The organism is Marinobacter mangrovi, from assembly GCF_016798325.1.
Classification (GTDB): domain Bacteria; phylum Pseudomonadota; class Gammaproteobacteria; order Pseudomonadales; family Oleiphilaceae; genus Marinobacter_A; species Marinobacter_A mangrovi.
Map to the genome: position 1 here is coordinate 741,058 of NZ_JAERVO010000002.1, position 12,670 is coordinate 753,727.

Consider the following 12,670-nt stretch of genomic DNA (forward strand, 5'->3'; position numbering starts at 1 on the left):
ACCTCAGGGATCCGGCGGCAAGTACACCGGATCCTTCGCAGTCTCCCCACTGCGGAAGGTTTTAACCGGACTGACCTGCAGCGGCACGACAATCCTCGGATGTTCCAGATAGCTGGCGACGGGCTTGGGGAGGGTGTGGATGTCATAGAGCCAGGCGTCCACGAAAGCCTTGTCTGCCGGAATGAAGCAGGGAAAAGCCTTCTCGTGATAGGGCGCGAAACGAGGATGGATATCCCGGGTCATCACGGCGCAGCTGTAGCAGCCGTTGTCGAAGTGCTGATAGAGCGCGCCGAGCAGGAACGGTAACTCGCCCTCGATCAGGAAGTGCTGTTTGACGCCGTCGATCTCTTTGGTTTCACCCAACCCGGTGGCCACCACCAGCGCCCGGCGATGGAGCAGGGCGCCCCGCCAGTAGGGTGAATCCAGGTTCCGTGCATTGAAGGTCGTGCGCTCTCCGACGCGCAACGTGTCGCCGGCGGGCGTGCAGTCATACCACCAGGTGGCATCAACGGGCGTCGCACTGCCTTCGTCCGGGACAATCAGGCCCCGGATTTTCCGCTCCGGATCGCCGCCGAAGGCCGGGTAATAATGCTCGATGGCCTGCTCGGTGGGCTGATGCCGGTCAGCCAGCTCGCCGAGACCGATTTCCTCCAGCAGATCCTGAATTTCCGGACAGTCGGTCACACGTCGGATGTAGCCGCACATGGGGATGCGCCTCTGACCCTCGATACCGAATTCGGTGCTGACGCAAAGTCAGGACAGCTTGTGGCGATCAAAAATCTCCTGAATTTCCCGGCGCTCAGTCTCCGGGATCAGCACTTTAATCACCTGGTTATCTTCATCGATGTAGATGTTATCCCGCGGGATGCCCGAGGCGATCAGGTCTTCCCAGACGTTTTTGGCCTGCTCAGGGGATTTGTAATGGCCATTGGCGGGTGAGCTCATCGGTCCGCCCTCCTTGTTGATCGAACGCACCTGATTAAAGATTAGTGCGCAATGAGAGGGCTCGCCAATCCGCCCACTCCGGCGGATGCTTCCGGTCAGTGACGATCTTTCCGCAAGGCATTGAGTTCGCGGGTGTGGGCTTCCAGCTCATCGGTCGCCTCATCCAGTTTTTTCCGACGCTTCTCGACCTTGTCCATGTCGCCATCCTGGACCGCTTCGTTCAGTTCCTCGCGGCGCTCTTTCACTTCCTCCATGCTTTCCTGCAGGTTGTCTTCGGCATCGGACAGCAGCTTGTCATCGGTGCAGTTTGACCGCAAGCCATCCAGTGCTTCCTGCAGATCGTCCACGCGGTGGCTGTTGCCCTGCTGGCGGGCGGTGTCCATCTGTTGCTGGATATCGGCTTCCTTGGCGGCGCAAAGCGGGTTGTCGTTGGCCTGGGCCGGAGCGAAATAAGCCAACGTCAGGACGCATGCCGACAGAGTGATCACGGTTCTATTCATGGGAACATCCTCGCTCGTGAGTCGATGGGGTGTGGATGTGTTTGCGCTGATCATGGTGTGGGGCGTCGGCCCGAATAGCAACCGTCATTGATCGGGGCGCTGGCCGGAATGGATAGAGAGCGTCTGGTGTATGGAAACGGAACGTTATAATGTTGCATAATTCGGCTGTCGTCCGTGAGCCCGGCGGGCGGTTCAGTCAACCAACCCGGTTACGCATCCATGTCGCGAATCCCTCTGTGCTTTAGCAGGCGTCACCCTGCTTTCATCTCATTGCCGTTATTGCTCCTGTGGCTGGTGACGGCATCCACGGCCAGCGCCCATCCTCATGGTTGGGTGGATTACACCGTCCGCGTCTTGTTCGATAGCCAGGGGCGGGTTTCAGCGCTCCAGCAACGCTGGAAATTGGACCCGATGTACAGCCTGACGCTGATGGAGGAGATGAAGCAGGATGGCGGGGCCGGGCAGCAGCAACAGCAGCTCGACGCGTTGGGCAGCCAGATCGTGAAGAACATTGGCAAGCAGCACTATCTTTCCCATGTCTACCGGAACGGGAAGGAACTTGAACTGGGCCAGGTGACGGAATACACCGCGCTCCTGAGTGGCCAGCGCGTTGAGTTCATGTTCGTGTTGCCACTGGCCACACCCCAGAAGCCGGGGGGCGATCGCCTCAGCTGGAAGATCTACGATCCGACGTATTTTATCGAATTCCTCTACGACAACGAGATCGACCAGCCGTTGACGATGAGCGGTGCGCCGGAAGGCTGCACGACCCACATCGTCCACTTCAAACCCGATCCCAAACTGGTGGCCAAGGCGGCCGCGATTGATGTCACCGGCCAGGCGCCGGATGGCATGGGGAAACTGTTCGCCGATACCGGAAAGCTGAAATGTCCCGCCGACTAAGCCTGCTGATTGTATTGCTCCCCGTTCTTGTGCTGGTGCTTGTGGCGTTGACGCCCAGCGGCGAGGCCGCCGGTCTGTGGCTACTGGGGCAGATGCTGGAATGGCAGCGTTCCCTGCAGCGGGGGCTGTCGCTGAACATGATGCAGTTCTCCCAGCACACCGACGCCGGTACGCTGCTGACACTGGTGGGTCTGAGTCTGGGCTATGGCGTCTTCCATGCCGTGGGACCGGGCCACGGCAAGGCTGTGATCTCGACCTACCTCCTGGTCCACCGCGCGGAGCTGATGCGGGGAATTCGTCTGACGGTCGCGGCCGCGTTTCTGCAGGGCATCGTGGCGATCGGCTTGGTGGGGGTTCTGGTGATTGGGCTGGGGATGCTCACGCGACACGCCATGGCCGACACGGTCATTATGGAACGGATCAGCTATGGGCTGGTGGCCTTGCTGGGCGGCTGGCTCAGCCTGCGGGCGCTGTTGCGAGTACGCCGGCTGCTGAAGCCGTCGACGGCCGAACCGATGGTGACTTCACCCTTACAACCGTTAACCCCTGTGGCGACGTTGTCCGGATCAGGCGCGCCGACGGCGTTCCATCCCGTTACGGTCGACGTCTCTGACCATGGCCCCGATTGCCACTGCGGTCGGGATCATCACGTCCACCCAGGCCGGGTCGGCCATGACTGGCGGGAAAGCCTGGGCGTCATCTTCTCCATCGGCCTGCGCCCCTGCAGCGGCGCGATCATGATCCTGGGTGTCGCCGTCATGCTGGGTCACTGGTGGATCGGCGTGGCGGCGGTGCTGGCAATGTCCGTCGGTACGGCGCTAACCACATCCGCGCTGGCGGCTTTTACGGTGTTGGCCCGGCGCCAGGCAGGCCGGTTGGCAAAGCGCACTCCGCCGCAGTGGCAGGCGCTGCTGGGGCAGGGGTTGGCGCTGTGTGGCGGCCTTCTCATCGCGGCAATGGGGGTGTTTCTTCTACTCCATGTCGCGGCGCTCTCGATACCGATGATTTAGATCTCGATGAATCGACACAAGGGGCGCCCAGGACCTATCAGTAAGCGCTGTTGCCAGTCAGCGAGGTGGAGGCTTCGTTTACCTGCGCAACCTGATTAGCCGACTGCGATGTATGAACCGTTGCGATCACAGACATCCCCACGCGTAACTGATTGAGTCGTTCCTGGCCCGGATCAAGTCTGATTTTGACGGCTACGCGTTGGACGACTTTTGTGAAGTTACCCGTGGCGTTAGATGGGCGGATCGGCGACAACGATAGGCCCGTGGCAGGAGCGATGCTATCGACTCGGCCGTGAAACTCTGAGCCGGGTAAAGCATCCACTGTGATCGATACGGCCTGGCCCAGAGTGAGATTCGACAACTGGGTTTCGCGGAAATTTCCACTGACGTAAGCCTGTGCCAGCGGAACTACCGCAAGCAAGGGTGACCCAGGTGACACGAAGGCGCCCATACGCACCGTACGTTGTGCCACAAAGCCGTTGATTGGAGACTTGATTCGGGTATAGGAGAGTTTCAGGGCGGCTTGCTCGACATTGGCTTTCGCGATACCCAGGTCGTTCTTTGCACGCGCTTTCAGCGCATTGAGCACATCCACTTCCCGAAGTGCGGCATCCAGCGAGGATTGAGCAAAGTCCTGGTTTGCATGCGCAGTGGCCAATTGAGTGCGCGCCTTTTGCGCCTGCTGCAGGGAACCCGCGCCACGTTTTGCCAGCTTGAGATAGCGGTTCAGTTCCTGGCCGGCAAATACCACCTGTGCCTTAGCGGCAGCGAGTTTTGCCCGGGCACCGGCGATCAGAGTCTGCTGGTGTGTCAGGTTGGCGATTGCCTGGTCGTATTGAGCCTTTGCCTTGCCGGCCTGAGCCCGGGCAGAGGTCAGCGCCAGGCGGAAATCCCTGTCGTCGATGGTAGCCAGCAACTGACCGGCGTGCACAGGCTGGTTGTCAATGACCAACACTTCGCTAACGTGTCCAGCGACTCGGGGCGAAACCAGCGTACTGTCGGCAGAGACGTAGGCGTCGTCGGTTGACGGGTCGTCCGCCGGAGAGCTGAATCCCCCCAGGCAGAAGGTCGCGGTAACGGCCACGGTGACGGTAGCGAACAAGGCAATCGAGCCTTTGACGAGGCGCCGCTGGGTTGACGTGTGTTGTGTTTGTGGGGCTTGAGTGGTCATGGTGAATGTCTCCATCTGGTTCTGAGTAAGGCGTTTAACGCACCGTGGTCATCGGCGGCAGGACCCGGCGAGGGACCAGCGGCACAGCAACCAGGAGCATTAGTGAGAGCAAGGCCATTCGCTGGTAGAGATCGGCGGCGGCGAGCACATGGGCCTGGGTGGCGACCTGATGACCCAGAGCGGACAGCGCGTCAGGCATCGTCGATGCCCCGTTGTGCATCAGTTGCTGCAGCTGGAAACCCAGGGCCTGGGGATGGCCGCCGATCTGGTCGGCCAGTTGGTTGGCGTGGGTTTCACCCTGAAGCCTCATCAGGCCGGTCGTGACGGCAGTGCCGACGACGCCGGCAAACGACCGGATGGTGTTGAACCAGGCTGAGGCCAGGGGACCTTCGGCCGGGTTCACCACACTTGTGGAGGACATCAGCAGAGCAATCACCACCATCGGCTGGCCCAGTGTCTGCAGCGCCAGCGGGGCGTAAAACGACGTGCGGGACCAGTCGCTGGTCACCTGGCTCATGGCAGCCAGTGACACCGCACAAAAACCGAGCCCGATCACCATCAGCCAACGGCAGTCCATCCAGCGACGATTACAGAGCGCGGCGAGCGCGGGCAATACGATCAACTGCGGTACGGCGATCAGCAGGGCCAGCGGCGCACTCTGCAGGGGGCGGTATCCCTGGATCGATGTCAGGTAGCCGGCGGTGACCCCCATCGAGGTGGAAAAGACGATCAGTGTGCCGGTCAGCGTGGCCAGCGCGTGTGAAAAATTACGGCGTTTGAGGATGCCCAGGCCGAAGAACGGGACAGGCTGCTGGGTCTCGTTGATCAGGAACAGGATCAGGAGAAGGCTGCCGCCGATCAGGAGGCCGCTGATCAGCGGCGATTGGAACCAGCCCAGCCAGTCTCCCTGCAGCAGTCCAATAACGAGGGCGCAAATGCCCGGGAGGCCGGTGGCAACGCCGAGCCAGTTGAATTGCTGGAAACGTTCGAGGCGCAGGGGGTCCTGCGGCAGCCCCCAGGCCACGGCAGCCAGGCTGATGAGCCCGACGGGCAACACCTGGATGAACAGCCACTGCCAGCCCAGTGATTCGGTCCAGAGGGCAGCCAGCGGTAAACTGAGATTGGGCCCGAAAGTGGCGGTCAGCGCATAACCGGCAAGACCGAAGAGTCTGAACTGCGGCGGCAGGAAACGCAGGGCGACGGTCATCAGGATGGGCGGCAGGCTTCCGGCCATCCACCCCTGGGCGGCTCGCAGGGTGACCAGCGCCGGGTAATTGGGAGCAATCGGACAGAGCAGACCCAGCAGGATCAGACCGCCGATTGCGAACAGGGTAAAGCGGCGCAGTGAAAAGGTGACAGCGCACCACGGAGCGAACGCCATGGCGGCGACTTCGCTGGCGCGATAGGCTGCGGAGAGCCACCGGCTCTCATCGTGGCCCAGTGAGAAACCGCCCAGTACATCGGCCATGGCGGCGGACACCACGCTGCCGTTCAGCCCCGCGAGCAACGATGCCAGCAGCACGCCCAACAGACCGACCAGCATTCGTGTTGTCAGACCCTGAGTGGCGTTTGCTGTCGGAGTCGTCGGTGCGGCGGCGGGAGCGCCTTGGGGCAAAACGGCGTTCATGGTGGATGCCTCTTGGTTGGGGTACCGGGCGGTTGCTGGGGCGGTTAGGCCGGCAGCTTGCGGAAGCCGATGGCGAAGCGGTTCCAGGTGTTGATGATGCTGATCAGCAGCGTGAGATCGGCCAGTTCGGTGTCGGAGAACTGGGCACTGACCGTGTCGTAGGCGCTGTCCGGGGCGTGGGTTTCTGCGACCAGCGTCAGCGCTTCGGTCCACTCCAGCGCGGCGCGTTCGCGCTCGGTGAAGTAGGGGGTTTCCCGCCAGGCGCTGAGCGTCGCCAGACGTTGCTCTGTTTCGCCTGCCTTGCGTGCATCGCTGGCGTGCATGTTGAGGCAGAAGGCACAGCCATTGATCTGCGAGGCGCGCAGTCTCACCAGCTCAGTCAAGGGTTTTTCCAGACTGGATTTGGCAATGTGTTCTTCCACCACCAGCAGGGACTTGATGGCGCCGGGGCTTGCTTTGTAGAAATCGATGCGTGAGCTCATGTCTTATTCCTCGGTTGGGGTAGGCTCCCGTGGGGAGTGTTTTCAGTACCGTGTGTTCAGGAATAATCATAAAATGGCCTTTAATTATCGATAAGACGGCAAAAGACCAACAGATTATTGCAAAAATAGGACAATTCGGTGGACCTCAACGATCTCAGGTATTTCGCGCTGATTGTGGACAACGGCGGCTTCACGGCGGCCGAACGTGTGACGCATGTTCACCGCTCCAAGCTCAGCCGCCGGGTGGCCCAGTTGGAGGACGCGCTGGGCGTCCGACTCCTTCACCGTACTACCCGCCGGCTGTCGCTGACCGATGCCGGGAAGGTGTTCTACGAGCACTGTGCGGCGATGCTTCTGGAGGCGGAAGCCGCCCATGAGTCCATCAACCAGATGCGGCGCGAGCCGGTGGGCACGGTGCGCGTGACCTGTCCGGTGGTGATGGCGCATCTCTATGTGGCAGAGTTGATCGCACAGTTCATGGTGGAAAACCCCAAAGTGCGGGTGGAGCTGGACGCAACGGACCGCAGCGTGAACCTGATTGAGGAGCGCTTTGACATTGCAGTGCGCGCCCGCGATACGGCCCGCAATGACCCGGGGCTGGTGGCCAGGAAGGTTGGGGCGGGCCGATTCATTATGGTGGCCAGCCCGACGTACCTGGGCGACAGGCCGCGTCCGCAAACGCTCGAGGATCTCGACCGGCTTGATTGGGTTGGTGGACTGGCAGCCGGCGACGAGCAAGTGTGGTCTCTCCACCATGAGCAGGGGGAGGGGGCCCGATTGACCGTGCGCCCGCGCCTGCTGTGCACGGACCTGAACACCCAGTATCAGGCGGTCATTGGCGGTGTCGGGCTGGCCTTGCTACCGGAAAGGATTGCCTTGCGTGGTCTTAAGTACGACGCTTTGGAGCAGGTGATGCCTCAATGGAGCACCGCCGAGGAAGATATCCATGTGGTGTTCGTGTCCCGGCGGGGCCTCTTGCCGTCGGTTCGGGCGTTGCTCGATTACCTGTATGAAGCATTGCCGGAAGCGCTAGACGCCTGATGGGGTTATCGGAAACGATCGATGCCCTGAACCAGCTGTTCTGCCAGTGCCGGGTCCTTCAACCGATCCACCCACCACTGGAGTGCCCGTCCCACATGCTCACCCCGCCAGCCGATGTACAGGGTGTTGGGCTCCCTGGGGGCTTCGAGCTGTTTAGCCACCAGATCGCCACGATCCAGCAATGACTGGACGCGGGCGTGAGGCAGCCAGCCGACACCGAACCCCTCCCGTTGCGCCCGGATCTTGGCGGCCATGCTGGGCACGGCAAACACTGCCTGACCTCCCAGTACGCCATAGCTCCGAGCCTGCACGTTGCGGGAGGTATCGGCGACAACAATGGCGCGATGCGCCAGAAGCGCCTCGCTCTGAATGGGTTCCGGAGCCCGGGCCAAGGGATGGTGGGGCGCGACTGCAAACACCCACTCCATGACGCCCAGCTCGGCCCAGCGCAGCTTCTGAATCGGTGGCGGTTCGTTGGTGGCGCCGATGACGAGGTCGGCACGGCCATCCCGCAGGGCTTCCCAGGTGCCCCCGAGGATTTCGTGGACGATTCTCAGACTGACCCCGGACTGTTGCTTGTCGAAGGCTGTGATAACCGGGAGGAGGATGTCGAACTCCATCAGTTCATCGGTGACGATGGTCAGCCGGTCTTCCCAACCACCGGCCACCTGCTTGACCCGTTTGGTGACCAGCGAAATGTCCTGTTGCAGGCGAGCGGCTTCTTCGGCCAGAAGTTGGCCTGCCGGCGTCAGCTGCAGTCGATAGCGGCGACGGTCAAAGAGCAGCGCGTCGAATCGCGCCTCAAGCTGGCGGGCGGCGTAGGAGATCGTTGAAGGGGCTTTGCCCAGACGTGCCGCCGCCCGGGAGAGACTGCCGGTCTCGCGAATGGCTTCGAGCAGGTCCAGTTCATCCACTGACAACATGTTCGATCTCTTCGAATGGTTACGTCCACCAAGTGGAACGTCAAACCAAGGGAATGGGGGTAACTTAGTGTTCGTTGCATTCCACTATTTCGAAGGAGATTGTCATGAAACGTTTTGAAGGTAAATCTGTTTTGATCACCGGCGGTACCAGCGGTATCGGTCTCGCAGCGGCCCAGGCGTTTGTCGCGGAAGGGGCGAAGGTCATCGTGACGGGGCGCAGTGAAGCCACTCTGGCGCAGGCGCGCGAGTCACTGGGAGAAAACGCTTTGGTCCTGCGCTCCGACGCCAGCGACCTCACCGCCGCACAAGCCCTTTCGGCAACCCTGACCGAGCAGAACATTCGCCTGGATGCGGTCTTCCTGAATGCGGGCGTGGTTGAGTTGGTGCCCTTTTCCGACGTCACCGAGTCGATCTGGGACCGGATGTTCGATACCAACATCAAAGGCGCGTTCTTTACGCTCCAGGCACTCACACCGCTGCTGAACGAGGGGGCGTCCATCGTTCTCAACGGATCGATCAATGCCCATATCGGCATGCCGAATTCCTCGGTCTACGCGGCCAGCAAGGCGGCGCTGATTTCCCTGGCCAAAACGCTGTCGGCGGAACTGATTCCCGTCGGGGCTCGGGTCAATGTTGTCAGTCCGGGGCCGGTCGCCACGCCGATCTATGGCAAGCTGGGTCTTGAGGCTGAGCAGTTGGAGGCGGTTGCCGCCCAGATTCAGGGGCAGATCCCGCTGGGTCGTTTCGCCACGCCCGAGGAGATTGCATCCACGGTCCTGCATCTGGCTGCACCGGAATCGGCCTTTATCGTGGGGACGGAAATTATTGCCGACGGTGGCATGGGCCAGCTGTAAGCCACCGGGGGAAGACCGACGGGTCTTCGCACATTCCCTTTGAACCGGGTCGGTCCCTGTCCGTCCCGGTTTCTGTTTTTAAGCCTCGCAAACCAGGGCGTCAGGGGCTCAGAATCTTAATCTCCCGATTCCACCGCTTCATGAACGCATCCCGCCGCATCGGATCGACGAACGCCAGGAGCGAGGCGTTGATCGGGATCGGGTAGAGCTGGTCGCCCACCTGGTCGCGCAGGCGCTGGGCGGTGTAGGGACCGATCACGTCGGGCAGGACGCTGAACAACGGTGTGCTACCCGCCAGGGTTTTCTGGCCGGCTTCGCTCAGCAGGAAATTCATGAACGTCCGGGCGGCCGCCGGGTGAGGGGCATCCCGGTGGATAAAGGCCATGCGCATCATCACCAATGAATAATCCTGTGGGATCTGCACGATGATGTCCGGATGGCTGCGGGCCCAGTGCATGGCGTAGGAGCCCAGCAAGTTGTAGCCCACCCAGTAGGTGCCCTCCGTCAGGCCCTTGAGCATATCCCGGGTGTTGTTTTCCAAACTCACGTCGGCCGCACCCATGGCGGCCACCAGGTCCCAGAAGCGTGGCGAGTAGCGGGCGTCCTGCTGGAACAGGGTATAGCCAACGCCACTGCCGGACGGGGAATAGGTGGTGACGCGCCCTTTGAGCAGATCCTGGTGGGTCTTGAGCAGGGTATGAAGGTCGGCGTGGGTGCTGGGCGGCATCATGTGGCGCGCCAGTTCCAGGCGGTAGACGGTGACGATGGGTTCGAATGTAAAGCCGAAAACCTCATCGCGCCATTTGGCCCACTTTGGCCACTTGCGGGCGGCCTCGCTGTCCAGGCGCTGGGCCAGGCCCTCGTTGACCCGGGCCATCTGCCAGGGCATGGCGGAACTGATCACCACATCCGGAGCCGGTTTGGCTTCCCTGGCCTGCTCGTCCACCTTGAGGGTGGAATTGTCCTCATATTGGAGATCAATGTCGGGGTGCGCCTGCCGAAATTTATCCAGCAGCGGTTCCACGACCTGTAGGTCCAATGCGGCCTCGACATGCAGGGGCGTTCGCGCCTGAGCCATCAGCATGGAAGGCATCTGGCAAATCAGCAGCAGCGAGATAAGAAATGCGAGCTTCATGGCCGGGCCTCCTCGGTCAGCAGGGGAAATCGGACGCATACCCGAAGCCCATGGCCCGGTGTACTGTAAACGGTGAGTGTGGCCTGGTGGCGATGGGCTATGGAGTCGACGATAGCCAGGCCCAGGCCAGAGCCCTCGGTGTCCTGTCGGCCACCCCGTTCAAAGGGTTGGTGCAGGCGGTCCAGCAGATCCCGGCTGACGCCAGGGCCGTTGTCTTCGATGGTCAGGGTGACGGCATCAGTTTCCCGATGCAGACTCAAGGTAATCTCGCTGCCGGCCGGAGTATATCGCAACGCATTGTCGATCAGGTTGCCGATCATTTCCCGTAGCGACCAGGGCTCGCCCTGGATATCTGCAGGGCTGTCGGGGAGCGGCGCGAGACCCAGATCGTGGTGTTGGGCATCGTCCCGCTCCGCCCATTCCATCACCGTATCCCGCAACACCGCGGCCAGATCGATTCGGCCGGGCGAGCCTTCATCGGCATGGCGCAGTCGCGCCAGACTCAACAGTTGGGCGGCCAGGCGACTGGTGCGCGCCGAGCTGTCGTGAACCGTTTGCAGGGCCTGGCGCCAGTCGTCCGGCCGGGTGCTCTGCAGGGCCAGTTCGCTGGTGCTTTGCAGCCCGGCGAGCGGTGTCTTGAGTTGGTGGCTGGCGTCGGCGGTGAAGCGCAGCAGCGCGTCGCGGCCTTCGCGCTGGCGTTCGAACAGGGCATTGAGGGTTTCGGCCATGTCGTAGAGTTCGCCGGGCACCTGCGCGTTCAGCGGGCTGATATCGTCCGCATCCCGCTGGCGGATGAGCTGGCGCAGCCGACGTACCGGACGCAGGGCCGTGCGGATGGCCAGCCACATCAACAGGCCGGTCAGGATCACCATGGCCAGGAAGCGGGTGAGGGCGCGCACGAACAGGTCCCTGGCCAGGGCGTCGCGACCGGAAAGCGTGTGGCCGACCCAGATCTGGACCGGCTCCACCGCGTCCCAACCGGCTGATTTCAGTTCGCGACCGTAGAGCCGGATCGGTGTGCCGTGATAATCCACGAAGCGCCAGACGGGCTCCGTATGGGCGGCTTCCCGTAGAGCGTCGGTGACCACGCCATCGAGGTTGCCGGTGACTTCGCGGCCGCCGGTATCGAGAAGGGTGTAGAACACCCGTTCCTGCTGGTCGGTGGCGAGGATCTGGAAGGCAGCCGCCGGGATTTCCACCACCGGTTGTCCATCCTGCCACTGGATCGCTTCGGCAATGGTGAGGCTGGCGGCTTCCAGTTGGCTGTCGAAGGCCCGGTCGGCGGCGCGCTGGGCGCTGGTGTACGCCTCCACCAGCAGGAAGGTGCCCAGCACGCCGACAGCGGCCAGCAGCCAGGCGCCCAGGCGTCGTTTGAGGGTGCCGTCAACGACGATCACGCCGGGTCATCCTCCAACCGGTACCCCAATCCCCGAAGTGTGCGGATTTTCACCCCGCTGCCCTGGAGGCGTTTGCGCAGTCGGCTGATGTAAAGGTCCAGGGCATTGGGGCCGGCCTCTCCGAAGCCGAACAGGCGATCGATCAGTTGCTCCCGGGGCGCAATGCGACCGGCGTGCAGCAGCAGGCCTTCCATCAGGCCCAGCTCCCGAGGCGGCAGATCCAGCCGTTCGCCGTGCAGCGTGACCTCTCCGGATGTGGGATCGAAACTCAGCGGGCCGTACTGCAGGCGGTTGTCGGTGCGTTGCTGGCTGCGCCGGAGCAGGGCGCGAACCCGCGCCTGGAGCTCGGGCAGGGAGAATGGCTTGGTCAGGTAGTCGTCGGCGCCCAGATCCAGCCCCTGGACCCGCTCGGCCACGCCGTCCCGGGCGGTCAGGATCAACACCGGCGTGGCGTCGCCACGCTTGCGGATTTCCGCCAACAGGGTGAGCCCGTTGCCATCCGGCAGGCCGAGATCGAGCACGACCAGGTCGAAATGGCTGTGCGCCATGGCGGCCCGCGCTTCGCTCAACACCGTGAACACTTCCACGGTATTACCCAACGGCCCCAGTCCCTGGGTCAGGGAATCGGCGATCAACGGATCATCTTCGACGATAAGCAGGCGCATCGGTTTGGGTCTCGCAG

Annotated in this window: 14 protein-coding genes; 4 read left to right on the forward strand and 10 right to left on the reverse strand. The window is 62.3% G+C overall.

Annotation, left to right across the window (positions count from 1 at the left end; genetic code table 11):
• Positions 1–3: 3 nt before the first annotated feature.
• The 3 genes from JL474_RS09450 to JL474_RS09460 form a co-directional block, all read right to left on the reverse strand.
• Entirely contained in the window at positions 4–705 is a 702-nt protein-coding gene (locus JL474_RS09450) for an SOS response-associated peptidase family protein (protein WP_203141844.1), read from the reverse strand.
• 48 nt (positions 706–753) lie between these two features.
• The gene (locus tag JL474_RS09455; protein WP_203141845.1) at positions 754–945 is read right to left on the reverse strand and encodes a hypothetical protein; all 192 of its coding nucleotides are present in this window, start codon (positions 943–945) and stop codon (positions 754–756) included.
• A 95-nt stretch (positions 946–1,040) separates the two neighbouring features.
• A complete protein-coding gene (locus JL474_RS09460) occupies positions 1,041–1,445 on the reverse strand; it encodes a DUF1090 domain-containing protein (RefSeq protein ID WP_203141846.1) in 405 nt (134 codons plus the stop codon).
• A 294-nt stretch (positions 1,446–1,739) separates the two neighbouring features.
• Here JL474_RS09460 and JL474_RS09465 point away from each other — a divergent pair, with 294 nt between their 5' ends.
• Entirely contained in the window at positions 1,740–2,348 is a 609-nt protein-coding gene (locus tag JL474_RS09465) for a DUF1007 family protein (RefSeq protein ID WP_203141847.1), read from the forward strand.
• A complete protein-coding gene (locus JL474_RS09470) occupies positions 2,333–3,358 on the forward strand; it encodes a nickel/cobalt transporter (protein WP_203141848.1) in 1,026 nt (341 codons plus the stop codon). Before JL474_RS09465 ends, JL474_RS09470 begins: the two co-directional genes overlap by 16 nt.
• 37 nt (positions 3,359–3,395) lie before the next feature.
• On the opposite strand, the gene JL474_RS09475 is transcribed toward JL474_RS09470, so the two are convergent.
• Genes JL474_RS09475 through JL474_RS09485 form a run of 3 tightly spaced genes read right to left on the reverse strand, consistent with a single transcriptional unit; the run spans position 3,396 to position 6,638 of the window.
• The gene (locus JL474_RS09475; protein WP_203141849.1) at positions 3,396–4,529 is read right to left on the reverse strand and encodes an HlyD family secretion protein; all 1,134 of its coding nucleotides are present in this window, start codon (positions 4,527–4,529) and stop codon (positions 3,396–3,398) included.
• 34 nt (positions 4,530–4,563) lie between these two features.
• Positions 4,564–6,156 (reverse strand): MFS transporter, encoded by a 1,593-nt coding sequence (locus JL474_RS09480; protein WP_203141850.1) that lies wholly within the window; start codon positions 6,154–6,156, stop codon positions 4,564–4,566.
• A 44-nt stretch (positions 6,157–6,200) separates the two neighbouring features.
• A complete protein-coding gene (locus JL474_RS09485; RefSeq protein WP_203141851.1) occupies positions 6,201–6,638 on the reverse strand; it encodes a carboxymuconolactone decarboxylase family protein in 438 nt (145 codons plus the stop codon).
• Between the two features lie 138 nt (positions 6,639–6,776).
• Between JL474_RS09485 and JL474_RS09490 the strand changes: the two genes are divergently transcribed.
• On the forward strand, positions 6,777–7,679 hold the full coding sequence (locus tag JL474_RS09490; RefSeq protein ID WP_203141852.1) for a LysR substrate-binding domain-containing protein: 903 nt from the start codon (positions 6,777–6,779) through the stop codon (positions 7,677–7,679).
• Positions 7,680–7,684: 5 nt separating this feature from the next.
• Here JL474_RS09490 and JL474_RS09495 read toward each other — a convergent pair whose 3' ends face one another.
• Positions 7,685–8,602, reverse strand: coding sequence for a LysR family transcriptional regulator (locus tag JL474_RS09495; protein ID WP_203141853.1), 918 nt, complete (start codon positions 8,600–8,602; stop codon positions 7,685–7,687).
• A gap of 104 nt (positions 8,603–8,706) precedes the next feature.
• Between JL474_RS09495 and JL474_RS09500 the strand changes: the two genes are divergently transcribed.
• Positions 8,707–9,456, forward strand: a complete 750-nt coding sequence (locus JL474_RS09500) for an SDR family oxidoreductase (RefSeq protein WP_203141854.1) — start codon at positions 8,707–8,709, stop codon at positions 9,454–9,456.
• 100 nt (positions 9,457–9,556) lie between these two features.
• On the opposite strand, the gene JL474_RS09505 is transcribed toward JL474_RS09500, so the two are convergent.
• From JL474_RS09505 to JL474_RS09515, 3 genes are read right to left on the reverse strand one after another with little or no spacing between them, the layout of a single operon-like run.
• Positions 9,557–10,591: an ABC transporter substrate-binding protein gene (locus JL474_RS09505; protein ID WP_203141855.1), complete on the reverse strand. Its 1,035-nt coding sequence runs from the start codon at positions 10,589–10,591 to the stop codon at positions 9,557–9,559.
• Positions 10,588–11,988: a sensor histidine kinase gene (locus JL474_RS09510; protein WP_203141856.1), complete on the reverse strand. Its 1,401-nt coding sequence runs from the start codon at positions 11,986–11,988 to the stop codon at positions 10,588–10,590. The genes JL474_RS09505 and JL474_RS09510 overlap by 4 nt, the downstream gene beginning before the upstream one ends.
• Positions 11,985–12,653, reverse strand: coding sequence for a response regulator (locus JL474_RS09515; protein WP_203141857.1), 669 nt, complete (start codon positions 12,651–12,653; stop codon positions 11,985–11,987). Before JL474_RS09515 ends, JL474_RS09510 begins: the two co-directional genes overlap by 4 nt.
• Between the last annotated feature and the right edge of the window lie 17 nt (positions 12,654–12,670).